Origin of the sequence: Nonomuraea monospora (assembly GCF_039531895.1) — a bacterium.
GTDB classification, from domain to species: domain Bacteria; phylum Actinomycetota; class Actinomycetes; order Streptosporangiales; family Streptosporangiaceae; genus Nonomuraea; species Nonomuraea monospora.
On record NZ_BAAAQX010000040.1, the window covers coordinates 38566 to 63305 of the forward strand.

At 70.6% G+C, this 24740-nt stretch carries 26 protein-coding genes; 9 read left to right on the top strand and 17 right to left on the bottom strand.

The genetic code is table 11. The features are described from left to right. Window positions 1-4: 4 nt before the first annotated feature. Window positions 5-997: a stage II sporulation protein M gene (locus ABD331_RS48475; RefSeq protein WP_344491675.1), complete on the bottom strand. Its 993-nt coding sequence runs from the start codon at window positions 995-997 to the stop codon at window positions 5-7. Between the two features lie 51 nt (window positions 998-1048). Between ABD331_RS48475 and ABD331_RS48480 the strand changes: the two genes are divergently transcribed. After that, entirely contained in the window at window positions 1049-1966 is a 918-nt protein-coding gene (locus ABD331_RS48480; protein WP_344491678.1) for an RDD family protein, read from the top strand. 15 nt (window positions 1967-1981) lie between these two features. On the opposite strand, the gene ABD331_RS48485 is transcribed toward ABD331_RS48480, so the two are convergent. Both ABD331_RS48485 and ABD331_RS48490 read right to left on the bottom strand, forming a co-directional pair. Then, on the bottom strand, window positions 1982-3364 hold the full coding sequence (locus ABD331_RS48485; protein WP_344491681.1) for an LVIVD repeat-containing protein: 1383 nt from the start codon (window positions 3362-3364) through the stop codon (window positions 1982-1984). Between the two features lie 99 nt (window positions 3365-3463). Next, window positions 3464-4861, bottom strand: coding sequence for an LVIVD repeat-containing protein (locus ABD331_RS48490; protein ID WP_344491684.1), 1398 nt, complete (start codon window positions 4859-4861; stop codon window positions 3464-3466). 164 nt (window positions 4862-5025) lie between these two features. Between ABD331_RS48490 and ABD331_RS48495 the strand changes: the two genes are divergently transcribed. Both ABD331_RS48495 and ABD331_RS48500 read left to right on the top strand, forming a co-directional pair. Continuing rightward, window positions 5026-5661 carry a DUF305 domain-containing protein gene (locus tag ABD331_RS48495; RefSeq protein ID WP_344491687.1) on the top strand — a complete coding sequence of 212 codons (636 nt, stop codon included), beginning with the start codon at window positions 5026-5028 and terminating at the stop codon, window positions 5659-5661. Between the two features lie 59 nt (window positions 5662-5720). Then, window positions 5721-5999 carry a helix-hairpin-helix domain-containing protein gene (locus tag ABD331_RS48500; protein ID WP_344491690.1) on the top strand — a complete coding sequence of 93 codons (279 nt, stop codon included), beginning with the start codon at window positions 5721-5723 and terminating at the stop codon, window positions 5997-5999. A gap of 7 nt (window positions 6000-6006) precedes the next feature. Here ABD331_RS48500 and ABD331_RS48505 read toward each other — a convergent pair whose 3' ends face one another. Then, complete coding sequence (locus ABD331_RS48505; protein WP_344491694.1) at window positions 6007-7152, bottom strand: epoxide hydrolase family protein; 1146 nt, start codon at window positions 7150-7152, stop codon at window positions 6007-6009. Window positions 7153-7203: 51 nt separating this feature from the next. Here ABD331_RS48505 and ABD331_RS48510 point away from each other — a divergent pair, with 51 nt between their 5' ends. Further along, window positions 7204-8172, top strand: coding sequence for a helix-turn-helix transcriptional regulator (locus ABD331_RS48510; protein ID WP_344491697.1), 969 nt, complete (start codon window positions 7204-7206; stop codon window positions 8170-8172). A 10-nt stretch (window positions 8173-8182) separates the two neighbouring features. Here the strand turns inward: ABD331_RS48510 and ABD331_RS48515 are convergent, their stop codons facing one another. After that, window positions 8183-9418, bottom strand: a complete 1236-nt coding sequence (locus ABD331_RS48515) for an adenosylhomocysteinase (protein WP_148439438.1) — start codon at window positions 9416-9418, stop codon at window positions 8183-8185. Window positions 9419-9605: 187 nt separating this feature from the next. Then, window positions 9606-11033: an adenosylhomocysteinase gene (gene ahcY, locus ABD331_RS48520; RefSeq protein ID WP_344491703.1), complete on the bottom strand. Its 1428-nt coding sequence runs from the start codon at window positions 11031-11033 to the stop codon at window positions 9606-9608. Window positions 11034-11136: 103 nt separating this feature from the next. Between ahcY and ABD331_RS48525 the strand changes: the two genes are divergently transcribed. Beyond that, entirely contained in the window at window positions 11137-11481 is a 345-nt protein-coding gene (locus ABD331_RS48525) for a MerR family transcriptional regulator (RefSeq protein ID WP_344491706.1), read from the top strand. Window positions 11482-11564: 83 nt separating this feature from the next. Here the strand turns inward: ABD331_RS48525 and ABD331_RS48530 are convergent, their stop codons facing one another. Genes ABD331_RS48530 through ABD331_RS48550 form a run of 5 tightly spaced genes read right to left on the bottom strand, consistent with a single transcriptional unit; the run spans window position 11565 to window position 15577 of the window. Then, a complete protein-coding gene (locus ABD331_RS48530; protein WP_344491709.1) occupies window positions 11565-12497 on the bottom strand; it encodes a cation diffusion facilitator family transporter in 933 nt (310 codons plus the stop codon). Between the two features lie 50 nt (window positions 12498-12547). Then, on the bottom strand, window positions 12548-13654 hold the full coding sequence (locus ABD331_RS48535; protein ID WP_344491712.1) for an SIS domain-containing protein: 1107 nt from the start codon (window positions 13652-13654) through the stop codon (window positions 12548-12550). After that, complete coding sequence (locus tag ABD331_RS48540) at window positions 13651-13818, bottom strand: Trm112 family protein (RefSeq protein WP_080042874.1); 168 nt, start codon at window positions 13816-13818, stop codon at window positions 13651-13653. Before ABD331_RS48540 ends, ABD331_RS48535 begins: the two co-directional genes overlap by 4 nt. Next, entirely contained in the window at window positions 13815-15164 is a 1350-nt protein-coding gene (locus ABD331_RS48545) for a phosphomannomutase/phosphoglucomutase (protein WP_344491719.1), read from the bottom strand. The genes ABD331_RS48540 and ABD331_RS48545 overlap by 4 nt, the downstream gene beginning before the upstream one ends. Before the next feature lie 44 nt (window positions 15165-15208). After that, a complete protein-coding gene (locus ABD331_RS48550) occupies window positions 15209-15577 on the bottom strand; it encodes a DUF3499 domain-containing protein (RefSeq protein ID WP_080042876.1) in 369 nt (122 codons plus the stop codon). Window positions 15578-15921: 344 nt separating this feature from the next. Here ABD331_RS48550 and ABD331_RS48555 point away from each other — a divergent pair, with 344 nt between their 5' ends. Then, window positions 15922-16281: a metallopeptidase family protein gene (locus ABD331_RS48555; protein WP_344491723.1), complete on the top strand. Its 360-nt coding sequence runs from the start codon at window positions 15922-15924 to the stop codon at window positions 16279-16281. Window positions 16282-16360: 79 nt separating this feature from the next. Further along, on the top strand, window positions 16361-16744 hold the full coding sequence (locus tag ABD331_RS48560; protein WP_344491726.1) for a VOC family protein: 384 nt from the start codon (window positions 16361-16363) through the stop codon (window positions 16742-16744). A gap of 42 nt (window positions 16745-16786) precedes the next feature. Here the strand turns inward: ABD331_RS48560 and ABD331_RS48565 are convergent, their stop codons facing one another. Beyond that, window positions 16787-17014: a hypothetical protein gene (locus ABD331_RS48565; RefSeq protein WP_344491729.1), complete on the bottom strand. Its 228-nt coding sequence runs from the start codon at window positions 17012-17014 to the stop codon at window positions 16787-16789. 130 nt (window positions 17015-17144) lie between these two features. After that, window positions 17145-17612, bottom strand: a complete 468-nt coding sequence (locus tag ABD331_RS48570) for a hypothetical protein (RefSeq protein WP_344491732.1) — start codon at window positions 17610-17612, stop codon at window positions 17145-17147. An 82-nt stretch (window positions 17613-17694) separates the two neighbouring features. Here ABD331_RS48570 and ABD331_RS48575 point away from each other — a divergent pair, with 82 nt between their 5' ends. Then, window positions 17695-18522, top strand: a complete 828-nt coding sequence (locus ABD331_RS48575; RefSeq protein ID WP_344491734.1) for a class I SAM-dependent methyltransferase — start codon at window positions 17695-17697, stop codon at window positions 18520-18522. A 43-nt stretch (window positions 18523-18565) separates the two neighbouring features. Then, window positions 18566-19189 (top strand): TetR/AcrR family transcriptional regulator, encoded by a 624-nt coding sequence (locus ABD331_RS48580; RefSeq protein WP_344491737.1) that lies wholly within the window; start codon window positions 18566-18568, stop codon window positions 19187-19189. Between the two features lie 95 nt (window positions 19190-19284). Here the strand turns inward: ABD331_RS48580 and ABD331_RS48585 are convergent, their stop codons facing one another. The 4 genes from ABD331_RS48585 to ABD331_RS48600 form a co-directional block, all read right to left on the bottom strand. Next, on the bottom strand, window positions 19285-19440 hold the full coding sequence (locus ABD331_RS48585) for a hypothetical protein (protein WP_344491740.1): 156 nt from the start codon (window positions 19438-19440) through the stop codon (window positions 19285-19287). Between the two features lie 137 nt (window positions 19441-19577). Further along, entirely contained in the window at window positions 19578-19910 is a 333-nt protein-coding gene (locus ABD331_RS48590; RefSeq protein WP_344491743.1) for a hypothetical protein, read from the bottom strand. Window positions 19911-20309: 399 nt separating this feature from the next. Continuing rightward, entirely contained in the window at window positions 20310-21617 is a 1308-nt protein-coding gene (locus ABD331_RS48595) for a DUF5719 family protein (RefSeq protein WP_344491746.1), read from the bottom strand. Next, window positions 21617-24682: a glycosyltransferase family 2 protein gene (locus tag ABD331_RS48600; protein WP_344491749.1), complete on the bottom strand. Its 3066-nt coding sequence runs from the start codon at window positions 24680-24682 to the stop codon at window positions 21617-21619. Before ABD331_RS48600 ends, ABD331_RS48595 begins: the two co-directional genes overlap by 1 nt. Between the last annotated feature and the right edge of the window lie 58 nt (window positions 24683-24740).

Below are 24740 nucleotides of genomic sequence, written 5' to 3' on the forward strand. Positions count from 1 at the left end.
TCGGTCAGGCGGTCGGGGCGACGTCCGGCGCCTGCTCGATGTCCCCGGTCTCGTTCTCCCGCAGCGCCCGGCGTCCGAAGATGATCACGTACGCCAGGAAGACCGCCTCGGCGAGCACCCCGATGCTCACCCGAGCCCAGGTGGGCAGCCCGGACGGCGTCACGAACGCCTCGATCAGCCCCGACACGAACAGCACCACGACCAGCCCCATCGCGACGCTCATCACCGCCCGCCCCTGCTCGGCCAGCGCCTCGATCCGCCTGCGCGGCCCCGGGTCGATGACCGTCCAGCCCAGGCGCAGGCCCACGGCCGCCGCCAGGAAGATGGCGGTCAGCTCCAGCAGGCCGTGCGGCAGGATCAGGCCGAAGAAGATGTCCAGCTTGTCCCTGGAGGCCATCAGGCCGCCGGAGACGGCGACGTTCTCGGCGTTGGCGTAGAGCGCGTACGGGATCGGCAGGCCCAGCAGCACCGCGTACATGATCATCTGGGCCGCCACCCAGGCGTTGTTGGTCCACACCCGGCTGGCGAAGGAGGCGGCGGGGTGCTCGGAGTAGTAGTCGGCGAAGTCCTCGTTGACGAGCTGGGTGATCTCGTCCGGGCTGGCGATGGACGCCTGCACGTCGGGGTTGGCCGCGACCCAGGCCCCCATCACCCACCCCACCACCAGGAACGCGACCGAGATGGCCAGCCACCACCACCGCGCCCGGTAGGCCACCACGGGGAACGACACGGTGAAGAAGCGCGTCACCTCGCGCCAGGCCGGGGTGTGCGCGCCGGTGACGGCCGACCTGGCCCTGGCCACGAGCGCCGACAGCCGGCCGACCAGCGCCGGGTCCTTGGCCGACGAGCGGACCATGGACAGGTGTGTGGCCACCCGCTGGTACAGCTCCACCAGCTCGTCCACCTCCGCGCCGGTCAGCGAGGAGCGGTGCTTGACCAGGTGATCGAGCCGGTCCCACACGGGGCGGTGTGCTGTGACGAACGCATCGATGTCCACCTGAACATTCTGGCCGCTCGATCACCGGGACATTGCCGTTAGGCTCCACATATGTCGGACGTTGTGACCGGCGACGCCGTCGTCGTCGAAGTGCGGGTGGCCCAGATGCCCTCCAGGGCGCTGGCGATCATCATCGACATGGCCGTGCAGTTCACCGTGCTCATCGCCGCCTACGCCCTGCTGGGAGCGTTCGCGGTGATCACGGACTCCGCCATGTTCGGCGCCGCCATGCTCGTCCTGGTCGTGCTGGTGCTGGTCGGCTACCCGGTGATCTTCGAGTCGCTGAGCAGGGGCCGCAGCCTCGGCAAGCTGGCGCTCGGGCTCAGAGTGGTCGGCGACGACGGCAGCCCTGAGCGCTTCAGGCAGGCGCTGTTCCGCGGGCTGGCCGGGGTCCTGGAGTTCTGGATGTTCTGGGGGGCGCCGGCGCTGATCGCGTCGCTGGTGTCGCAGCGGGGCAAGCGGCTCGGCGACGTGTTCGCGGGCACCATCGTGATCTCCGAGCGAGGGCCGCGCGAGACGGGGCAGGTCATCGTCATGCCGCCGCCGCTCGCGGGCTGGGCGGCCACGCTGGAGCTGTCGCAGTTGCCCGACGAGGTGGCGCAGGCGGCCAGGCAGTACCTGACGCGCTGGCACGACCTCACGCCGCAGGTGCAGCACGAGATGGGGGTGCGCATCGCGACTCAGGTGTCCGCCTTCGTCTCGCCGGCGGCTCCCGGCGGGGTGCCCGCGCACGCGTACCTGAGCGCCGTCCTGGCGGAGCGCCGCCGTCGCGAGCAGGCGCGTTTCGCGCAGCGCCTGGGGAACGGCCAGCCCCAGCAGGGCCCGTACGCACCACCGGCGCTCCCCCAGCAGAGCCCTTACGCACAACCGTCATACCCGCAGCAGGCCCCGCTCCCACACCAGCCTCCGCCGCCCCCCGCGCCGGAGCCGCCGAGGGCGACTCCGGGCGGGTTCGCGCCGCCTCAGTGAGCGAGGGCCGTCACCTCAGCCGTGGTGGCGGCCGTGGAACGACTCCTGCGTCTGGGTGTTCAGCCGTTCGGTACGGACGAACCTGGCGCTGTCGGTCAGCCGATCACTGATCTTGATGACGTCGAGCCCCTCGTGGAAGTCCGCCGCGTAGATGTAGCCGTTGTAGTAGTACGCGGACCAGACGCCACCGCCGCCGCCCGCCGAGCGGGGACCGCGCTCGAAGTAGCCGATCTCCCTCGGGTTGGCGGTGTCGGTGAAGTCCCAGATCGACACGCCGCCCATGTACCAGGCCTGCACCATGATGTCGCGGCCCTTGACGGGGATGAGCGAGCCGTTGTGCGCCACGCAGTTCTCGCTGTCGGCCTGGTAGCGCGAGATCTTGAAGTAGTTCTTGAAGACGAGCTGCCCCTTGACGATCTCGTAGATGGCGTCCGCGCCGCGGTTCGGGCCGGTGGCCTCGTTGCAGGTCGCCGCGCCGCCGCCGCCGAGCTCGTCGGTGAAGACGACCTTCCTGGCGTCGTTGGTGAAGGTGGCGGAGTGCCAGAACGCGAAGTTCGGGTCGGTCGTCCTGGCGGTGACCACGGGGTTCAGCCGGTCGGAGATGTCGAACAGCACGCCGTCGCCCATGCACGCGCCCGCCGCGAGGTCCTTCTCGGCGAAGGTGGTGATGTCGTGGCAGCCGCTGGTCGGCACGAGCAGGCCGGGCTGGGTCTCGTTGCCGCCGTCGGGGAAGACGACGGGGGTGGCCGCGACCGCGGCGGCGGCCGGGTCCTTGAGCGGCACCTTGATGATCGAGATCTTGTCGTGCGGCGGCTGGCAGTCGGGGAAGTTCGCGGCCGGCAGGTACGACGACACGTAGATGTAGACGTTCCTGTTGCGGTCACGTCCCTTGCCCGGCACCAGGGTCAGGGTGTGGGAGCCGCAGTTGGTCTCGACGGACTTGATGTAGCGCGGGTTGGCCTTGTCGGAGACGTCGAAGATGCGGACGCCCTCCCACGACTCCTTGATCGTGGCGCTCTGTGCCGTGCTGCTGCACGAGTCGTTGTTGCGGGAGGAGTCCACGGCCGTGAAGAGCAGGTCGCCGTAGACGGACACGTCCATCTGCGAGCCGGGGCAGACGACGGAGCTGACCGGCGTGGCCTTCCTGGGGTTCCTGATGTCGTAGATCGAGAAGCCGCCGTAGTTGCCGACGTAGGCGTAGTCGCCCTGGAAGGCGATGTCGGTGTTGATGGTGGCCGCGATCGGGGCGGGCTTGGGGATGTTCAGGACGTGGGTCACGTTGGGGCTGGTGACCACGGTGTCGGGCGGCGGGATGTCGGCGGCCAGCGCCGGCATTCCGGACAGCGCCAAGACGGCGGCCGCCGCGGCCATGACGAGGGAACGGCGCTTCAGGGACACTCGGGAGCCTCCTTGATCACGTTCATGGGTGAGAACGTGGGATGCGGAACCTGAAAAAAGGGGGGAAAGGGGCCCCGGTAGGAGCCCCCGCCGCACGATCTACCAATGGCCGTGCCCGCGCTCGGGGTACGACGTCTGCGTCTGCGCGTTGAGTGAGCGCATCTTGACGCCGCCGGCCTTGTTCGTACGCCAATCGTTGATCTTCAGCACGTCCAGGCCCTGATGGAAGTCGGAGCCGTAGATGTAGCCGTTGTAGTAGTAGGCGGACCAGAAGCCGGCGAACAGCGGCCCGGCGGTGAGGTCGGGGCCGCGCTCGAAGTAGGCGATCTCCTTCGGGTGCGCGGAGTCGGTGAAGTCCACGACCGAGATCCCGCCCTGGTACCACGCCTGCACCATGATGTCGCGGCCCTTGACCGGGATCAGCGAGCCGTTGTGCGCCACGCAGTTCTCCGTGTCGGCCTGGTGCCGCGCGATCTTGAAGTAGCCCCTGAACTGGAGTTGCCCGCCCACGAGGTCGTAGTAGGCGTTGGCGCCCCTGTTCGGGCCGATGGCCTCGTTGCAGGTCGCCCTGGTGCCGCCGCCGAGCTCGTCGGTGAAGATCACCTTGGTGCCGTCGTTGTTGAACGTGGCCGAGTGCCAGAACGCGAAGTTCACCTCGTCCCGCACGGTGGCGGTGACCTTGGGCCGCTCGGGGTCGCGGATGTCGAACAGCACGCCGTCACCGATGCAGGCGCCCGCGGCGATGCCCTTCTCCGGGTAGGCCGTGATGTCGTGGCAGCCGGTGGTGGTCGACTTGCCGTCCGGGTAGGGCAGCGGCACGCCGGGGAACCCGCCGTCGGGGAACAGGTTGGGCGTGGCGATGACCGTGGCGGCCTGCGGGTTCCGCAGCGGCACCTTGATGATGGAGATGAGGTCGTGGGGCGGCCGGCAGTCCGGGTAGGTGTCCCTCGGGCCGTAGGAGGAGACGTAGACGTAGACGTTCTCCCTGCGGCGGTCGGGCACCAGCGTGTGCGTGTGCGAGCCGCAGACGGTCTCGACGGCCTTGACGTAGCGCGGGTTGGCCTTGTCGGAGACGTCGAAGATGCGGATGCCCTCCCACGACTCCTTGACGGTGGCGCTCTGCTCGGCGCTGCTGCAGGCGTCGCTGTCACGCGCGTAGTCGACCGAGCCGAACAGGAGGTCTCCGTAGACGGACACGTCCATCTGGCCGCCGGGGCAGACGACGGAGCTGACCAGCGAGGCCTTCTTCGGGTTCCTGATGTCGTAGACGGAGAAGCCGTCGTAGTTGCCGACATAGGCGTAGTCGCCGTGGAAGGCCATGTCCGTGTTGATGTTGGCCAGAGCCTGGGGCTTGGGCACGTTGGTGACGTGCTTGATGTTCGGGCTCATGACGGTCTCGCCAGGAGCCGGGATGTCCGCCGCCTGCACGGGTGCCGTGACACCCGCCAGCGCGACGAACGCCGCCGCCAGGATGAGGGCTCTGCGGGGGGATAACACCGAACCTCCTATAAAGGGGGCATAAATCTACGCAATCGTCACCCTTTTCGGCCGCACCCGACCAGCGTCCAACCTGTCAAATTTTGTTCCGAATCGACCTCTAGGAATTTGTGCCCCTTTCACCTAGAGTGCGCATGCTGTACCGAGTTCAGTCAGGAGGCTGAGTGCGCGCTGCGCTCGTCGTCGTCGTGGCCTTGGCCGTCGCCCTCCCGGGTTGCAGCTCCGACACGGCCCCGCAGGCCCCCAGGGCCGGCTCGTCGGCGCCCGTGATCGCGCCGGGACGCCCGGGTGAGCAGGCCAGAACCCTCTCCCCGCAGGAGGCCGCCACCGCCGTGCCCTCCCCCACGGCCAACGCCGCCGACGTGAAGTACGTCCAGGACATGATCGTGCACCACCGGCAGGCCGTGGACATGGCGCTGCTCGCCCCGAACCGCGCCGCGTCCGTCAAGCTCAAGAACCTGGCCGACCGGATCCAGGACGTGCAGGGCCCCGAGATCCAGTACATGTCCTCCTGGCTGCGGGAGCAGGAGCAGACGGTGCCCGGACACCACGCCCGCCACGACGGCATGCCCGGCATGGCGACGCCCGAGCAGTTGGAGGCCCTGACGGCGGCCAAGGGCGCGGAGTTCGACCGGATGTTCCTGCAGCTCATGATCAGCCATCACCTGGGCGCGATCGAGATGTCGAAGCAGGTGCTGATCGGCGGCTCGCACATCAGGATCGAGGAGCTGGCCACCGACGTCAGCGTGGAGCAGGCGGCCGAGATCCGGCGCATGCAGCAGATCCAGGCCGCCCCCTGACAGCCGGACGTCCGATTTCTGCAAGCCGCGGCGGCGGCGCCCCGCATACCGTCGCGCACATGGAGACGAGCCTCTCGAACCTCACCGACCTGCTCAACGTCGGCCGCGCCGTGGCCGCCCGCTTCGAACGCCTCGGCATCACCCGCGTCGACCAGCTCGCGGGCCAGGACCCGCTCGACCTGTACGAGCGCATGTCGGCCGCCCGCGGCGAGCCCGAGGACCCGTGCCTGCTCGACACCCTCATGTCCGCCGTGCGCCAGGCGGAGGGCGAGCCGGCCCTGCCGTGGTGGCACTACACCCCTGAGCGCAAACGCCTGCTGGCCGCCAGGCAGGCCTGAGCGGGGCTCAGCGCAGGGGGCGGAAGAAGGCCCGGATGTCGTCCACGAGCAGATCGGGGGCCTCCATCGCGGCGAAGTGGCCGCCCCGGTCGAACTCCGACCAGTGCACGACGTTGTGCTCACGCTCGGCGATCCGGCGGACCCCGCCGTCGCCGGGGAAGACGGCGACACCGTGCGGCAGCGCCGAGTACTCGGCCGCGCCGCCCCACCCCTTCTGCCCCTCCTTGTAGAGGCGGGCGGCGGAGGCCGCGGTGCCGGTGAACCAGTAGATGCTCACGTCGGTGAGCAGTTCGTCCCGGTCCACCGCGTCCTCGGGCAGGTCGTGGGCCGGGTCGGTCCACTCCTTGAACTTCTCCGCGATCCACGCGAGCTGGCCCGCGGGCGAGTCGTGCAGCCCGAACGCGAGGGTCTGCGGCCGGGTGGCCTGGATGATCGCGTACCCGGCCCCGTCCTGGTCCTGGTACTGGCCGAGGCGGGCCAGCTCGGCGGGGGTGAGCGAGTCGAACTCGGCCGGGTCGCCGGAGGGGAATCCGAGCGCGCCGTTGACGTGCACGCCGACCACGTTCCGCGGAGCGGCGCGGCCGAGCATCGGCGAGATGACCGCGCCGCTGTCGCCGCCCTGCGCGCCGTAGCGCCGGTAGCCGAGCCGGTCCATCAGGCGCGCCCACGCCCGCGCGACCCGCTCCAGGTCCCAGCCGGTCTCGGTGGTGGGCCCGGAGAAGCCGAACCCCGGGATCGACGGGGCGACGACGTGGAAGGCGTCGGAGGGGTCGCCGCCGTGTGCCGCCGGGTCGGTGAGCGGGCCGATGACGTTCAGGAACTCGGCGACGGAGCCGGGCCAGCCGTGCGTGATGATCAGCGGCAACGCGCCGGGCTCGGGCGAGCGGGCGTGCACGAAGTGCACGTTCTGACCGTCGATGGGGGTCGTGAACTGCGGGAACGCGTTCAGCCTCGCCTCGGCGGCCCGCCAGTCGAAGCCGGTGCGCCAGTACTCGGCGAGCTGCTTCGCGTAGCCGGTGGGCACCCCGTAGGACCAGCCCACCCCGGGCAGGTCGTCCGGCCAGCGGGTCGCCGCCAGCCGGGCGTGCAGGTCGTCGAGCTGCTCCTGCGGGATCTCGATGCGGAAGGGACGGATGTTCGCGTCTTCGGTCATGTCAGCAGGTTATGGACGGCTTAGGACAAGTTCGGTCCTAGCATGGACGTCATGTTGGAGACCTCGGCACGACTGCTGCGGCTGCTCTCGCTGTTGCAGACCCCCCGCGACTGGCCGGGCGCCGAGCTGGCCGGACGGCTCGGCGTCTCGCCCCGCACGATCCGCCGCGACATCGACCGGCTGCGCGAGCTCGGCTACACCGTGCACGCCACCGCGGGCGCGCCCGGCTACCGGCTCGGCGCAGGCGCGGGGCTGCCGCCGCTGCTGCTCGACGACGACGAGGCCGTCGCGGTCGCCATCGGTCTCGGCACCGCCGCCGTCTCCGGCGTGACAGGCATCGAGGAGACGTCGCTGCGCGCCCTCACCAAGCTCGAACAGGTCCTCCCGTCCCGGCTCCGGCACCGCGTCGGCGACCTGCGGTCGGTCACGGTCCCGCTGGCCGGTTCCACGGCCGCGGCTGTGCGGCCGGACGTGCTCACCGCGATCGCCGCGGCCGTGCGCGACCGGGAGAGCCTGCGCTTCGGCTACCGCACCCGCGACGGCGCCGAGGAGGACCGCACAGCGGAGCCGTACCGGCTGGTCAACTCGGGCCGCCGCTGGTACCTGGTGGCCTGGGACACCGGCCGGGCCGGCTGGCGCACGTTCCGCGTCGACCGGCTGCGCCTGCGCACCCCCAACGGGCCGCGCTTCACGCCCCGCCGGCCGCCCGGTGACGACCTCGTCCAGTACGTCTCGGAGCGGATCTCCGTCAACCCCTACCGCTACCGCGGCCGGTTCACCGTGCACGCGCCCGCCTCCGTGGTCGCCGCCCGGATGCCGCCGACCACAGCGCTGGTCGAGCCCGCGGGCGACGACGCCTGCGTCCTCACCACCGGATCGAACTCCCTGGACGAGCTGGCCATGTGGGTCGCGGCACTCGGCGTGCCGTTCGAGGCGCACGAGCCACCCGAGCTCGTCCGGCACCTCCGCGACCTCGGCGCCCGCCTCACCGACGCGACCCGCCACCACCCGCCCGGTTGACGATCGGCCTCTAGGAGCCCACCCGCCAGGAGTGCAGGTAGTCCTCCTGCTCGGCCGTCAGCAGGTCGATGCCGATGCCGGCGGCGGCCAGCTTCAGCCTGGCCACCTCGTGGTCGATCTCCTCGGGCACGTCGTAGACGCCGGGCGCCAGGTTGGCCCGCTCGCCGGCGAGCCACGCCACCGCGAGCGCCTGGGCGGAGAACGACATGTCCATGACGGCCGCCGGATGCCCCTCGGCGGCGGTGAGGTTCACCAGCCGCCCCTCGGCCAGCAGCAGGAGCCGCCGCCCGTCCGGCATGACGTACTCGTCGGTGTTGGGCCGCACCGCCCTGTGCACCTCGTGGGCCAGCTCGTCCAGGGCGCGCACGTCGATCTCCACGTCGAAGTGCCCCGCGTTGGCCAGGATCGCCCCGTCCCGCATCACCGACAGGTGCTCGGCCCTGATCACGTCGCGGTTGCCCGTCACGGTGACGAACAGATCGCCCAGCAGCGCGGCCTGCGCCATCGGCCGCACCTCGTACCCCTGGAGGGTCGCGTCCAGCGCCTTCACGGCGTCGATCTCTGTCACGATCACCCGCGCGCCGAACCCCTTGGCCCGCTCGGCCACCCCCCGGCCGCAGAACCCGAACCCGGCCACGACCACGGTCCGCCCGGCGAGCATGGTGTTGGTGGCCCGCATGATCCCGTCCAGCGTCGACTGCCCCGTCCCGTACCGGTTGTCGAACATGCGCTTGGTCCGAGTGTCGTTCACGGCCACCACAGGAAACCGCAACGCCTGCTCCGCCGCCATCTGCCGCAACCGGATGATCCCGGTCGTGGTCTCCTCACACCCACCCGTGACCCCGTCGAGCAGGTCGGTGCGCTCGGTGTGCAAGATGTTCACCAGGTCGCACCCATCGTCCAGCACCAGCTCAGGCCCAAGATCCAGCGCCTGATGAATGTGCCGGTAGTAGGTCGCCCGATCGACCCCTGCACGGGCGTGCACAGCGATCCCATACCCCCGCAGCGCCTCGGCGACGTCATCCTGCGTGGACAACGGATTGGACGCCGCCAGCGCGATCTCCGCCCCACCCGCCTTCAACGCCCCCAGCAACACGGCGGTCTCGGCCGTAACGTGCAGACAGGCCGCGATCCTCAGCCCGTCGAGCGGCCGCTCCACCGCGAACCGCTCACCGATCGCCGTGAGCACCGGCATCGAGCGCGCGGCCCAGGAGATCTGCCGCTCACCGCTTTCACTGAGGTCCATGGCCAACCTTAAACCGAAGAAGACGGCCAAGGTCACGCTCGTCACGGCGCGCGGCTCGTGAGCCTTCACGACCGGCCATGACAGACGGAAGGGGCGTCGGCGCGTGCGGTTGTGCTGGCCTGCCGTAAAAGATCAAAAACGGAAAGCTCCGAGAGGCGATGTACCACCCCCCGGAGCTTGAAGTAGATCAGTACCGATAGTGGTCGGACTTGTAGGGGCCTTCGACGTGGACGCCGATGTAGGCGGCCTGCTCCTTGGACAGCTCGGTGAGCTTGACGCCCAGGGCGTCGAGGTGCAGGCGGGCGACCTTCTCGTCCAGGTGCTTGGGCAGCGTGTAGACGCCGATCGGGTACTCGGAGGTCTTGGCGAACAGCTCGATCTGCGCGATCACCTGGTTGGTGAACGAGTTGGACATGACGAAGCTGGGGTGGCCCGTCGCGCAGCCCAGGTTCATCAGGCGGCCCTCGGCGAGGACGATGATCGAGTGCCCGTCGGCGAACACCCACTCGTCGACCTGCGGCTTGATGTTGTTCTTGACGATGCCGGGCAGCTTGGCGAGGCCGGCCATGTCGATCTCGTTGTCGAAGTGGCCGATGTTGGAGACGATCGCCTGGTGCTTCATCTTCGCCATGTGCGCGGCGGTGATGATGTTGAAGTTGCCGGTGCAGGTGACGAAGATGTCGGCGATGCCGACGACCTCGTCCAGCGTCGTGACCTGGAAGCCGTCCATGGCCGCCTGGAGCGCGCAGATCGGGTCGATCTCGGTGACGATGACGCGGGCGCCCTGGCCGCGCAGCGCGTCAGCGCAGCCCTTGCCGACGTCGCCGTAGCCGCAGACCACGGCCACCTTGCCGCCGATCAGCACGTCGGTGGCGCGGTTGAGGCCGTCGATGACGGAGTGGCGGCAGCCGTACTTGTTGTCGAACTTCGACTTGGTGACCGAGTCGTTGACGTTGATCGCCGGGAAGAGGAGCTGGCCGTTCTTGTGCATCTCGTAGAGACGGTGCACGCCGGTCGTGGTCTCCTCGGTGACGCCCTTGATGCTCTCGGCGATCCGGGTCCACCGCTTGTCGGCGCCGACCGTGCGGGTGAGCAGGTCGATGATGACGTGCCACTCCTCGGGGTCGTCGGCCGTGGCGGCGGGGACGGCGCCGGCCTTCTCGTACTCGGCGCCCTTGTGCACGAGGAGCGTGGCGTCGCCGCCGTCGTCGAGGATCATGTTGGGGGCGTCGCCGTCAGGCCAGGTGAGCGCCTGCTCGGTGCACCACCAGTACTCCTCCAGCGTCTCGCCCTTCCAGGCGAACACCGGCACGCCCTGCGGGTCGTCGACGGTGCCGTTGGGGCCGACGACGACCGCGGCGGCGGCGTGGTCCTGGGTGGAGAAGATGTTGCAGCTCACCCAGCGCACCTCGGCGCCCAGGGCGACCAGCGTCTCGATGAGGACGGCGGTCTGGATCGTCATGTGCAGGGAGCCCATGATCTTCGCGCCGCGGAGGGGCTGGGAGGCCGCGTATTCCTTGCGGACCGCCATGAGGCCGGGCATCTCGTGCTCGGCGAGCCGGATTTCCTTACGGCCGAAGTCGGCAAGTGAAAGGTCTGCGACCTTGAAGTCCATCGGGTTTCCCCTCGCGTCACTGATGGTTGTCGCCGACGAGTCTAGGCGGCGGTTGTACGGGGACGCACCTCGCAGAGGGCGAACCTGACGTAAGAATGTAAGAATGCGCATCACTGAAGCGGCCAAGCGGCTCGGCATGTCCCCGCGAATGCTCCGATACCGGGAGGCACTCGGGCTGCTGCCGCCCGTTCGGGAGCAGGGGGCGCACCGGCGCTTCGGGCCCGACGAGCTGGCCGCCGTGGCTCAGGGGGTGGAGCTGGAGAAGCGGTTCGACGTGTCGCCGGCCGAGCTGGCGTTCGCGCTGCGGGTGCTGAGCGAGCCGTCGGTGGCCGCCGCGGTGCGGGATCTCGGGATCCGTATCGGGCGGATCCAGGTGCCCCGGCGCGCGCTCGACTTCGAGAAGGAGAAGGCGCTGCGCCTCCTGCGCAGTTCGAACGGGAACCGCTGACGTGGGCGGCGGCGGCCATGCCACCGCCCACGTGCGGCTCACTGCTCGCGGCCCGTCAGCCGCGCCTCGTCCTCAGCGGCTCGTCAGCCGGATGCGGAGGTGCTCCTGAGGCGGTCCAGGTCGGGCTCCAGGTAGATCACCCGCGCGATCGGCACGGCCTCGCGGATGCGACGCTCGGCCTCGTCGATGCCGTGCGCGACCTCGGCCGCCGTGTCGTTGTGCTCCACCGCGATCTTCGCGGCCACCAGCAGCTCCTCGGGCCCCAGGTGCAGCGTCCGCATGTGGATGACCCGCGCGACCTCGGGCGCCCCTTCGAGCGCGGCCCTGATCTGGTTCTCCACCTCGGGCGAGGCGCCCTCACCCACAAGCAGCGACTTGGTCTCGATGGCCAGCACGATCGCGATCACAGCCAGCAGCACGCCGATCATCAGGGTGCCGATGCCGTCCCAGACGCCGTCGCCGGTGATGACGGCCATCGTCACGCCGAACAGCGCGAAGACCAGGCCGAGCAGCGCGCCCAGGTCCTCCAACAGGATGACGGGCAGCTCGGGCGACTTGGAGCGCCGGATGAACGCCCACCACGACTGGGTGCCGCGGACCGCGTTGGATTCCTTGATCGCCGTACGGAACGAGAACGACTCGGCGATGATCGCGAAGATCAGCACCCCGAACGCCCAGACGGGCTGCTCGACCGGATGCCCTTCCTGGATCTTGTGGACGCCCTCGTAAATCGAGAACGCGGCACCGATCGTGAACAGCACGACGGCCACCACGAAGGCGTAGAAGTAACGTTCGCGGCCGTACCCGAACGGGTGCTCCTTCGTGCTGGCCCGGGCCGCCCGCTTGCCGCCCACCAGCAGCAACACCTGGTTGCCCGAGTCGGCGACCGAGTGGATGCCTTCCGCCAGCATCGAGGAGGACCCGGTGAATGCCGCGGCCACGAACTTTGCCACGGCAATTGCCAAGTTCGCGGTCAAGGCCGCAACGATTGCTTTGGTTCCGCCGCTCGCGCTCACCGAACTTCTCCAGTCATAAAAGATCACCTGCAAAGGCCTGAAAGGCGATCCTATGGGGAAATTCTTGCCTTGACCTCAGTGATCGCTGACACAGAGGTCGGATCGACGTCATAACCCAGCGCCAGATAGGTGCTCGCATAGTCGCCGAGCCCGATCAGGCTCGCGATGCGCTCCAGCGGATGCACGCCCTCGGCGGCCAGCTCCGTGACCGGCACGTCGCGCTCGCGGGCCAGCCGCAGCGACGCCTCGCGCCGCCGCGTCACCTGCGGGTGCTCCTCGACGTCGCGCAGGACGACGAGCCGCAGCGCGCGGCTCGCCGTGTCGGCGAAGATGTCGCGCTCGGCCAGCGGCCCGTCGAACGCCGCCACCTGGTGGTGGCCGGCCTCGGGCAGCTCGCCGTGCACGGCGGGGTACTTGGCGTTCGCGCCGAGCTGGCAGACCAGCCGGTACGCCGCCACGGACGCCGCCGGCGACGACCCCCAGATCATCGGCACGCTCTCGGCCAGGTCCATCGCCAGCGACTTGCCCGGGTTGATGAACGACTCGCTCGACGGGCGGCACCGGTGCGCCATGTCCTCCAGCGATCTGGCCACCCGCTCGAACAGGTCGGCGTCGGCGGACACCAGCCGCAGCGCCGCCGCCGCCACGATCGGGGGGATGCTCAGCAGCCACAGGTTGGCCCTGGACTGGCCGGTGATCGGCACCGGCACGTAGACGGCCGACGCCTGCGTGGCGATGGCCTCCAGCGGGGTGCCGGGCGCGCCGACGCCGAGCAGCGTGCAGCCGCGCCGCACCGCCTGCGTGGCCAGCGACAGCGTCTCCTCCGTGTCGCCCGAGCCGGAGACGGCGATGACCAGGTCCGTCGCGCCCACCCAGCCGGGGAGCTGGTAGGAGCGGACGGTCACGATCGGCAGCGGCGCGCCGCTGCCGACGACCGCCGCCAGGATGTCGCCGGCGATGCCGGAGCCGCCCATGCCCGCGACCACGACGGCGCGCGGGCGCCCGCCGTCGGCCAGACGCTCGACGCGGGCCTCGACGGCGTTGCGGTAGCCGGTGCGTACGTGCGCCGCGGAGGCCGCGACGGCCGGGAGCATGCCGCCAGGATCGCCCTCGCCGAGGTGCCGCTGGTCGTCAAGCCGCTCCGGCTCCCAGGTCACGGCTTCCTGGCCTCATCGACGAGCAGGACGGGAATGTCATCCCGGACCGGGTAGATCAGGCCGCAGCCGGTGCAGACCAGCTCCTCCGCCTCGTTCTCGGCCCGCAGCGGGGCCTTGCACGCCGGGCAGGCGAGGATCTCCAGCAGCCAGTCGTCGATCTTCACGCAGACACCTTTCCCACAATGGCGAGGACCTCGTCCCTGATCGCCGTCATCTTGCTCTCGTCGGCCGCCTCGGCGTTGAGCCTGAGCAGCGGCTCGGTGTTGGAGGGCCGGAGGTTGAACCACCAGCCGGGCCCGGTCACGGTGAGCCCGTCGAGCTCGTCGAACTCCCCGCGCCCCGCGAACGCCTCGCGCACCCGCCGCAGCGCCTCGGCCTGGTCGGACACCTCGCTGTTGACCTCGCCCGAGGCGTGGTAGCGCGAGTAGGCGCCGACGACCTGCGACAACGGCCGATCCTGCTCACCCAGCGCGGCCAGCACGTGCATGGCGGCCAGCATCCCCGAGTCGGCGAACCAGAAATCCCTGAAGTAGTAGTGGGCCGAGTGCTCGCCGCCGAACACCGCGCCCGACCTGGCCATCTCGGCCTTGATGAAGGAGTGGCCCACCCGCGTGCGCACCGGCACGCCGCCGTGCTCGCGGACGATCTCGGGCACGCCCAGCGACGTGATCAGGTTGTGGATGATCGTCGCACCGGGGTACTTGGCCAGCTCGCGCACCGCGACCAGGGCCGTGATCGCCGACGGCGAGACCGACTCGCCCCGCTCGTCGATCACCCAGCACCGGTCGGCGTCGCCGTCGAAGGCGAGCCCCAGGTCGGCGCCGCTGTCGACGACCGCGCGCTGCAGATCGACCAGGTTGCCCGGCTCCAGCGGGTTGGCCTCGTGGTTGGGGAAGCTGCCGTCGAGCTCGAAGTACAGGGCGGTCAGCTCGATGGGCAGGCCGTCGAACACGGCGGGAACGGTGTGGCCGCCCATGCCGTTGCCCGCGTCCACGACGACCTTCAGCGGCCTGATGCCGCTCAGGTCGACCAGCCCGCGCAGGTGGTCGGCGTAGCCGCTGAGCAGGTCCTTCTCGATCAGCGAGCCGCCCTGCTCGACCGGGGCGCCGACCAGCTCGGCGGCCCTGTCGCGGATCTCCGTCAGCCCGGTGTCGCCGCCGATCGGCACCGCGCCCGCCCGGCACATCTTCATGCCGTTGTAGCGGGCGGGGTTGTGGCTGGCGGTGAACATCACCCCGGGCAGCCCCAGGCTGCCGCTGGCGTAGTAGAGCAGGTCGGTCGAGCCCAGCCCGGCGTGCACCACGTCGGCACGGCGCGAGCGGGCGCCCCGGATGAACGCCTCGGCCAGCAGCGGGGACGACTCGCGCATGTCATGCGCGACCACCACCGACCCGGCCCCGGTCACCTCGACGAACGCCGCACCCACGGCCTCGGCGGTCGGCTCGTCCAGCTCGTCGGGCACCACCCCGCGAACGTCGTACGCTTTGAAGATCTTGGCGAGGTCGCCCACTCTCCAGCTCCGCCCCTAGGTCGTTTCCGCCGTACAGGACGAGCCTACCGGTCGCGGTGCTGCTGGGCCGATCTCAGAACGCGCAGGTGCCCGCGCCTGCTCACCTCGACGCCCTGACCGACCGGCTCGCCCCCACCGGAGGACGTCGGCCGCGCGGCCTCCCTGACGGCGTTGGCCAGCGCTTCGAGATCGTCGGAGCTGGGCGAGGCGCCGTCCGTCGGCAGCCGCACCACCTCCCAGCCACGGGGGGCGGTCAGCCGCTCGGCGTGTTCGGCGCACAGGTCATAACAGTGTGGCTCCGCGTACGTCGCCAGAGGGCCGAGAACAGCGGTCGAGTCGGCGTATACGTACGTGAGCGTGAAGACGGCAGGCTGGCTGCAGGCGGTGCGGGAACAGCGGCGGACGGGGCTCACGGAGGGACCGTATCTGGTAAGAGTGCGAGGCGCCACTACCTGAGCGCTCTTAACGAGCGTGTCGCCACAATTCGGACACCTGTCGCAGCGTTTCCACCCACATGCCCCGAACCCTCCTCCGGTCGGCCCCACATCGCCCTCCCCGGCTTCCCCACCACATGACCTGCCCAATCCTCCGCCCCGCCGCGATCTTCCCTGCGACGTTCCCGATCTCCCGGCGGCGCTCCCGGGGACCGCGCGGGCGGCCCCGTACACTTGCATCCGTGACTCCAAAGCGCGGTCCCCGACGGCGCGATCGCCACGGTCGCGGCCTCCGCGGCCCGCTCGCCCCCTCCCACGTCCCCATGGCCAAGTCCCGCAGCGAACGATTCGACGACCTGGTGCTCGACGCGGTCGACCGCCTCAGGCCGCGCTGGGAGAGGCAGTTGTCGGCGGTGGAGTTCGCGGTGGAGGACGTGCCGCCGCTGAGCGAGCTGGGTGACGGCCCCCGCCTCAACTCCGACCCGATCCCCTTCGGGCGCGCCGACGCCGCCACCGGCCAGACGCCCGCCTCCATCGTGGTGTACCGCCGGCCGCTGGAGGCCAGGGCCAGAGACAGGGACACGCTGGGGGCGATGGTCCACGACACCGTCGTCGAGCAGGTGGCCACGCTCCTGGGCCTGGCTCCGGAGACCGTCGATCCGGGCTACGACGACCGCCGCTGACGTCCCCTTTTGCCCCTGCCGATGAGTTTCGCGGGCCCCGCGGGTCCAAACCGCGAGACTCGACGACAGGAGGCCCGAGATGGGCGAGCAAGTGAGCACCGCGATAACCGGCATCAGGACCGTCGGCGTCCCGGTCACGGATCAGGACCGTGCCGTCGCCTTCTACGTGGACGTCCTCGGCCTGGACAAACGGCTGGACGCCCCGGTGGAGCAGCTCGGCGGGCGGTGGATCGAGGTGGCGCCGGCGGGGGCCGCGACCACGATCGCCCTCGTCCCGTCCGGCCCGGACGCCAAGGCGGGGGTCGAGACGGGGATCCGGCTGACCGTCGGGGACGCGACGGCCCTGCACAAGGAGCTGGTGGAGCGCGGGGTGCGGGTGGGCGAGCTGCTGATGTGGCCTGGGGTGCCGCCGATGTTCAGCCTGCGGGACCCGGACGGCAACGGGCTGGAGATCGTCGAGTGACCGGTTCGGGTGGCGGGCGCCGGCCCGCCACCCGAACCACCCTCAGACCGAGAGACAGCCCACGAGCGGAACCTCGACCGGCACGGCCACGGCCCCGGCGGGGTCGGCGACCGTGCCGGTCGTACACGTGGCCATCATCAGCGGATCCATCTTCTGCACCGACTCCAGAACCGCGGCCTTCGAAGGATCGACGACGGCGTGGGCGGGAGCCGGAGCAAGCAGGACCAAACCGGTGACAACAGCGGCGATCTTCAGGGGGAACGTCGGCACAACAGCCTCCTCGATGCGTATGCGGACTATCACCCTCCGTCACCGCGTCCTGGCCACACAAGGGAACAACTGGTTACGTTGAGTTATCCCCGGCGTTGTGGATCTCTGACGGCACGGACGCCCCCAGACCTCAGCTCACACCGCCGACGATCGCCTTCCCCTGACGCGCCGCCTCCACATAGAACGGCACAAGCGCCTCGAACCCCTCGAAGCGGCCGGCTCTGACCTTCCCGGCCCCCCACCCCTCGCCCACCAGCCCCTGCGCCACGGCCGTCACCTCGGCCGGATCGAGCACGAACGCGGGCCCGTAGCCGAGCACGGACCCCGCCACGTCGTTCTCGCCGCTCTCGCCGGTGGCCGTGGCCAGCCACGGGTAACACTTCTTCCACCGCACGGTGCCGTGCTCGGCCTCGGCCCTGCCCTCCGCGACGGCGATCAGCGTCCGGTAGTCGTCGACGAACATGTCGGCCTCGCGGGAGAACCCCTGCCGCGCCCGCCCGTCATCGAGGAAGACGGCGCCTATCAGGGTGGCGGGATTGACCCGCATGGACGCCAGCAGCGCACCCTCGATCTTCGCGAGGTTCAACCGCATCGACATGATCAAAAGCTTAGTGCGGTTGACTTGGGCCCGCCTATGAACATAGGTTCATGAACATACGTTCACAGAAGAGGAAGTGCCCATGGAGTCGATCGTCAACACCGAGCAGGCCGAGGCGTGGAACGGCTACGAGGGGCGGCACTGGGCCGACCACCACGACCGTTACGACGCCATGAACAGCGGCTTCAACCAGCCCCTGCTGGACGCCGCGGGCATCGGCGAGCATGACCGCGTGCTCGACCTCGGCTGCGGCAACGGCCAGATCACCCGGCTCGCCGCCCGCCACGCCCGGCACGCCGTGGGAGTGGACCTGTCGGACCCGATGCTCACGCGGGCCCGCTCGACCGCCGCCGCCCAGGGCGTCACGAACGTCACCTTCGAGCAGGGCGACGTCCAGGTCCACCCCTTCCCCGAGGCCTCGTTCGACGTGGCGGTCAGCCGGTTCGCCGTGATGTTCTTCAGCGACCCGGTCGCCGCCTTCACCAACGTGGCCAGGGCCCTGCGCCCAGGTGGCCGCCTCGCCTTCGTGTCCATGCAGGACCCGCACGGCACGGACCTCGGCAAGATCCTCGCGGCGATCGCCGGCCACCTGCCGCGCTGGCAGACCGCGTCCACCCCCGACCGCTCAGGCCCGCTCTCCCTCGCCGACCCCGACCGCATCCGCGAGGTCCTCACCCAGGCCGGCTTCGGCCACATCACCGTGACCCACGCGGAAGCCGTGGCCGAGATGGGCAGGACCGCCTCCGACGCGGCCGGCTTCTTCAGCGGCTGGGGCCCGATCCACTTCCACCTCGGCGGCGCCGACCCGGCGCCGGTCCGCACGGCCCTGGAGTCCGCGTTCCGCGACTTCGAGGACGGCACCGCCGTCCGCCTCAGGAACACCGCCTGGCTGGTACGCGCCGAACGCTGACCTTCGCACGATCAACGGCATACGTCCCCGATACGGTGTCCTGGTGTCACCGAGAAAAGCGCCGGCACTCCACGGAACCGACCTCAGCCTGCGCGAACACCTGATCGCCACGGCCGAACGCCTCATCGCCGAACGCGGCACCACCGGCCTGACCGTCCGCGCCATCGCCCGCGAGGCCGGGGTCGCCGACGGGGTGCTCTACAACCACTTCGCCGACAAGGAGGAACTGCTGGCACTCGCCGTGCGGGCCCACCTCCGGACGGTCGGGCAGGCCCTGGGCGAGCTGCCCCGGCCGGGCGACGGCTCCGTCCGCTCCAACCTGCGGGCGCACTTCCTGTACGGGGTCGCGTTCCACAAGGCGGTGCTGCCGGCGTTCGCGGGGCTGATCGGGCAGCCGAGGGTGCTCGACGCGTTCAACGCCAGCGGGGTTTCCGGCGAGGACTGGCGGGATCAGCTTCGTGAGTATTTGCGGGGTGAGGTGGAGTTGGGGCGGCTCTCCCCCGGCGCCAAGGTTGATGCGGTGGTGGCGATGATCGTGGGGGTTTGTCATGAGACGGTGCTGACGGGGCTGTTGTATGGGGCCTCCGATGCTTCGGAATTGAGCGGGGAGTTCGTTGACGACCTGGTGAGCACCGTGCTGGAGGGCATCGGTCCGGCTGGGATGTGACTCGAAGCACGAGCCGTGACGGACACTGTCTGCGAAGCTGAGGGCATGTTCCGTCACGGGCTTCGACGTCGGCGTAGCGGGGATCAGCCTTTTCACTACAGGCCGAGCCGCAGGAAGTGGTGGTGGCAGCGGGCCGAGCCGTTCGACGACCGGGAGGACGATCCGGCGGCGAGGGGCGAGGAGCAGTTGTGGCGGGTCGCCTGGTGGGGGGACGGGTGGGGGGTGTGGCCGGGCGACGCTGATCCGACCACGACCCCGCCCACCTATGCCACGAGGAACATCACACGGGCGAACTCGGACGCGGCCGGAGGGTGGGCCCTCGGAGTCGTGCCGTCGCATCCGAGAATTCGCATCAAATGCTCACACGGAGGAGATCCGTCAGCGCCGTTCATGTGATCGGCTCCGTCTTCTCGCAGTTGATGCTGGTGCTGCTCGTTTCCTCCGTCAGCTTGAAGACCTCGCCGTTGGTGAAGGTGCCGATGATGGATGCCCTCGCACGGTAGCTACCATCCCTGCACGGTTTGGCGATGAGCGGATACGAGCGGCCGAGACCAGGCAGGTCATGGTGATACTCGTAATCGACCTCGTACCAGTCAGCGAAGAGGCCGTCCTTGTGATCGATGGCCATCCTGACGTTGAAGGTCGTGATGATCTCCTTTTCGCACGTGACTCGCAGACTGGCACGGATCCTGGGCTCAGAAGGGCCGAATTGCACGGCCACGAGCGGTCCCCAGGAGTTCTGGCAGCCGACCTGGCCTTCAGGATGAGTGGAGCTGTTCCCTCCTGGAGCGCACGCAGCGGGGGTGGCGGCCAAGGCGACAGCCATCGCGGAGGCGGCAGTTAACGTGATCCACATGGGGACCTTTCCTGTGGGAGCGTTTCGACGACCCACAGGCTAATGTGTTCGAATGCGCAACGTAGTGCCTTATTCACGTTTGGTCATAATGGCAGTTCAAACGGCTGATCGTGTGATAGGGGAGGCGTCCGGGGAGCGCGAGGGGCCGGCAGGCCCCTCGCCCGGGGGTGTGGGGGCCTGCCCCCACAGGGCGCTGCCCGAGCCCCGTCGCGCGGAGCGCGCCTCTCTGGGAGGACCTTGCAGTTCCCCCCAAGGCCCCCGTGCTCAGGGCAGGACCACCTCGTACGTGTCCGTCAAGGGCGGCAACATCGTGAACATCCGGGCCGGGGCCAGGGGTTGGGTGGTCAGGAGGACGCCTGTTCGCTGGCGTTCCTCCACCAGCCTGCTCCCGTAGACCTCCCCCGCCACCGGCGTGACCACCACCGCGAAATCCCCCCTGGCCTTCAGTTTCACGGCCTTGGTCCGTCCCGCCGGGATCTCCACCTCGTACGGCGCCTCCGCCGCGCCCTTCCCCGGCACCACCTGCACCCGGATCTTGCCGGGCTGGGTGCCGAGGGCGGTGAGGAGGAGCTGGGAGCCGGTGGCGTTGCGGGCGACGGCGCTGCCGAGGGCGAGGGACGGGGTGCCGGCGGTGAAGGCGACGTCGGAGCGTTCGCCGGTGCCGGTGGCGATGACGCCGGCGACGATCGGGGTCTGGGAGGTGAGGACGAGGGCGGCGGGGGAGCCGGCCACGCCTGTGGTGACGTCCAGGGCGGTGACGCTGCCCGCCGGCACGTCGAGCGTCTCCCTGCCCTTCATGGCGTACGTGGCGTCCGTGCTGACGGCTTTGATCTCGACGACGGCGTCCGCGTCGCCCGGGGTCGCGACGAGGAGGCTGCGCAGGCCGCCGCCCCCGGGGATGCCGGGGACGACCACGCGGGTGGAGGGGAGGGCGGCCGGGGGGAGCCAGTCCACGCCGCCCGTCTCCAGGGTCGCCTTGGCGGCGACGGCGACGCGGCCGTAGGTGGTGGTGACGCTGACGGCCATGATGTCGGCGGACGGGGCCAGCGTCTTGAGGTCGATCTCCTTGTGCTCGCCCGGCGCGATCTCCAGGCCGAGTCCGGCGTCGCTGGAGATGCGGCCCTCCGCCGCGTACACCTGGACGTCCGCCAGCGCGGGCGCCTTGTCGGCGTTGGTGAGGTGGAGGCGGACGTCGGCGTTGGCCGGGCCTGGGCCCACCAGCCACGTCTGCGGGGCGGGCTCCGTGCAGCGGACGCCCGCCAGGCCGCGCGCCGCGCCGGCGGTGGCGCGGGTGAGGTAGCCGGCCTCCAGGCCGCCAGGCCCCTTGGTGACGTACGGTTTCCCGCTCTCCATGGTCTCGCCGTTGAGCGTGCCCGGCAGGTACACGTTGACCTGCTCGCCCTTCGTCCCCGGGCACACCGCCGTGACCGACTCCACGGCCACCTTGCGCGGGCTCGCCGGGGCGGGCGGGGTGACGGCGGGCCTGGTGACGTACGCGAGGCCGTACATGGCGGCCAGAGAGACGACGACCAGCACCAGCAGGCCGAACCTGTTCTCCACGAACCTCTTCATCAGGCACCCGCCAGCGCGACGGCCGGCGCCTCGGCGGGCTCGGCACGGCTGCGGCCCGGCGACGCCAGGAGGGCGACGATCAGCAGCAGCGCGCCCTGCACCCACAACCACACCGCGTGCAGGACGCTCACCGGCTGCACGGGGACGCGGGTGACCGGCTCGGCCAGGCGCCACAGGCCGCCGCCCGTGTCGGACAGGCTCATGCGTTCCAGGGAGGGCTGGGAGTCGAGGGTCCTGGCCAGCTCGGGCGTGACCGGGGGCGCCACGGCGACCATCGCGATGCCCTGGGCGGCCAGCGTGGCGGCGTCGCCGCCCCGGCCGCCGACCAGGCCCTGCACGGCGGCGGTCACGCGGTCGCGGGTCTGCGACGCGACGGGCAGCTCCGCCTCGCCGATCAGCGGGGTACGCCCGTGCAGCACCGTGAACCCCGACCCCTTGATCACCAGGGTGCGCTCCCCCTGCGTCGTACGGGCGGCGGCGAGGGCGGGCATCACGTCGCGCGCGTCACCGACGAGCGGCCCCCGCACCCCGGTCGCCACCCAGTAACCGGCGGCCAGCAGCGGCGTGCTGAACGCCACCGCGACCATGACCGTCGCGCCCAGCCGCCGCAGGCCTCCCCCGGCGCGCAGCTCGGCGAGGCGGTGAGCGGTCAGGCCCACCAGGACCACCAGCCCCGTGCCCGCGAACGCCAGCGGCACCCCCGGCCACACCTTCGTCCCTTCGACGGTGACGCGGCTGATCACGATGGCCGCCAGGATCCCGTACAGCGCCACTGCCCAGCCGATCGCGACGATCAGGCGCTGGCGGCGCATGAGCAGTGCGGCCAGCGCCGCCGCCACCAGGCCCGCCGTCACCCAGAACGGGGGGAGGCCGGGGCCGCCCGGGCTGAGGGACAGGAGGTGCTCCGGGGCGAGGGACGGGGCCACGAGGGACGGGTCGTTTAGGCCCGCCTCCAGGAGGATCCTGCCGGGGTTCGTGAGGAGGGTGAGCGTCCAGGGGAGCAGGAGGATCGGGGGTACGGCGAGGGTGATCAGCATGGAGATCAGGGCTTCGCGGCTCACCCGGACGCGCGCGCCGCCCTTGGCCCGTCCGCCGCTCGGGGTTTCGACGGCCCGCCCTCGTCCTCGCCTGCCGCCGCCTCGCCCGCGACGGCCGCCACCGCCATCGACGGCCGTCTGCCGGCCGCCGTGCGCAGGCAGGGTGACGGTGCCCGCGCCACCGGCGAAGGCAGGAACGAAGGCGCCGCCAGGATCGGCCACCGCACCGAGTGCATCCTCGCGCGCCTCGGAGGCATCGTCCCCTCGAAGACCGCCGACCACACCCCCCAGGCAAACCGCCCCCAGCACCCCCAAGACCGCGAACAACGGATAAACGACGGGCACGAACGCCGTCCCGACGGCCAGCCACAACCCCAACGCCCAGGCCGCCCGCCGAGCCCTCCGCCGATCCTGCGCCAGCAGGATGATCCCGAGCAGCCACGCGTACACGGGCAGCAGCACGAAGACCACGGCCGTCCCCAGCCGCCCCGAGGAGATGGCCCCCGTGGCGACCGGCAGCAGCGCGTACGTCCCCGCGGCCCAGGCCCGGGCGGGCACGGACGGGATGAGGTGGCGGGTGGCCAGGTAGGCGGTGGCGCCGGCGAGCGGCACGGAGCCCAGCAGGAGCACGGAGACGGCCAGCCACGTCTTGCCGAGGGCGAGCGTGGACAGGGCGGCGAGCATGGCCACGTACGGCGGGGCGGGCGCGGTCGAGCCGAGGCCGACGTCGTGGAAGCTCTCCAGGTAGAACGCCCACAGGTCGGCGGCGCCGCCCGTCACGGGGACGAGTGCGCCCCCGCCGAGCCGTTCGCCGCCCAGCACCGACCGTTCGGCCACGAGGGAGACGACGGTCAGCGCGAACATGAGGATGACGCCTGGCCGGCCGATGAAGCGCTGGAAGGCGCCGGTGTCGGACGGCGGGACGGCGTCCTGTTCCTCTCCGTGGGCCGCGTGGTGGTGGTGCTGCCCGGCCGCGTCCACGGGGGCCTCGCCGGCGAGGAAGCTCTGGACCATGTCGGTGAGGCGCCGGTAGGCCGCACCCCGAGGGGTCATAAACCGCTTTATGCGGATATATCCCCTCTTGCGGCCGTGACGGCGGGCCCGCCGCGCCCGCAGCAGCCTGAACGGGTGCGCCAGCACCGAGCCCATGGCCACGACCTCGTCCAGGGCGTTCGCGGGCTGCTTGCTGACGATGAACAGCAACGTACGGAAGAACGAGCCGAGCACGTTCCTGAGCAGCGCCCACCACATCGCCGTGAACGGCAGGTTCGCCATCACCACGAAGATCGCGTTGCGCCGGTCGAGGCGGCGCGGATGATCGCCGCTGACCGCGATGCGCCGCCGCCTGCGGGCCGCCGCCTCGGCGTGCCAGGCGACGGCGGAGGTCACGTTCAGCACCCTGTGCCCGGCGTACCGCACCCGCCAGCACAGGTCGAGGTCGTCCCTGAACAGCGGGAGGAACGGGTCGAGCCCGCCCGCCTCTTCCCACACGTCCCGGCGGATCAGCATCCCGGCCGTGGACACCGACAGGACCTCCCGCGTCCCGTCGTGCTGTCCCTGGTCGAACTCGCGCGGCTCCAGCCCCGTGTCCCTGCGCCCCGTCCGCCCGACCGTGACGCCGATCTCCAGCAGCCGCCTGCGGTCGATCCAGTCGCGCAGCTTGGGGCCCAGCACGGCTGCCTTGGGATCCTGCTCGGCCGCGCTCAGCAGCATCTCCAGCGCGCGCCTGTCGGGGGCGCAGTCGTCGTGGAGCAGCCAGATCCACTCGTCGCGCCCGGCGGACGGCATCCGGTCGAGCGCCTTGGCCACCGACTCGCCGAAACCGGTGGAGCGGGGCAGGGAGATCAGGTTGCCGGGGCCGAGCGTCTGTCCCAGCAGGTCGGCCGAGCCGTCCCTGCTGCCGTTGTCGACGCCCGCGACGCGGTCCGGCCTGCGGCTCTGGTTGATCAGCGCACGCAGTGTCTCCCCGAGCCAGCGTGCGCCGTCATGAGCGACGACGATCGCGGTGACGTAGGGACGGGAGGACATGGGCAGGTGACTCCTGGGGGGAAGATCAGGCGGCCCCACGATACAGGTGCAAGCGGTT

Excerpts from the sequence above, each read along its gene's own strand:
- ABD331_RS48505 (WP_344491694.1), bottom strand. The coding sequence starts at position 7,152 with ATGACCGAAGACGCGAACATCCGTCCCTTCCGCATCGAGATCCCGCAG.
- ABD331_RS48600 (WP_344491749.1), bottom strand. The coding sequence starts at position 24,682 with ATGTCCTCCCGTCCCTACGTCACCGCGATCGTCGTCGCTCATGACGGC.
- ABD331_RS48570 (WP_344491732.1), bottom strand. The coding sequence starts at position 17,612 with ATGTCGATGCGGTTGAACCTCGCGAAGATCGAGGGTGCGCTGCTGGCG.
- ABD331_RS48500 (WP_344491690.1), top strand. The coding sequence starts at position 5,721 with ATGGAGACGAGCCTCTCGAACCTCACCGACCTGCTCAACGTCGGCCGC.
- ABD331_RS48595 (WP_344491746.1), bottom strand. The coding sequence starts at position 21,617 with ATGAAGAGGTTCGTGGAGAACAGGTTCGGCCTGCTGGTGCTGGTCGTC.
- ABD331_RS48560 (WP_344491726.1), top strand. The coding sequence starts at position 16,361 with ATGGGCGAGCAAGTGAGCACCGCGATAACCGGCATCAGGACCGTCGGC.
- ABD331_RS48510 (WP_344491697.1), top strand. The coding sequence starts at position 7,204 with ATGTTGGAGACCTCGGCACGACTGCTGCGGCTGCTCTCGCTGTTGCAG.
- ABD331_RS48480 (WP_344491678.1), top strand. The coding sequence starts at position 1,049 with ATGTCGGACGTTGTGACCGGCGACGCCGTCGTCGTCGAAGTGCGGGTG.
- ABD331_RS48575 (WP_344491734.1), top strand. The coding sequence starts at position 17,695 with ATGGAGTCGATCGTCAACACCGAGCAGGCCGAGGCGTGGAACGGCTAC.
- ABD331_RS48515 (WP_148439438.1), bottom strand. The coding sequence starts at position 9,418 with ATGGACCTCAGTGAAAGCGGTGAGCGGCAGATCTCCTGGGCCGCGCGC.
- ahcY (WP_344491703.1), bottom strand. The coding sequence starts at position 11,033 with ATGGACTTCAAGGTCGCAGACCTTTCACTTGCCGACTTCGGCCGTAAG.
- ABD331_RS48525 (WP_344491706.1), top strand. The coding sequence starts at position 11,137 with ATGCGCATCACTGAAGCGGCCAAGCGGCTCGGCATGTCCCCGCGAATG.
- ABD331_RS48555 (WP_344491723.1), top strand. The coding sequence starts at position 15,922 with ATGGCCAAGTCCCGCAGCGAACGATTCGACGACCTGGTGCTCGACGCG.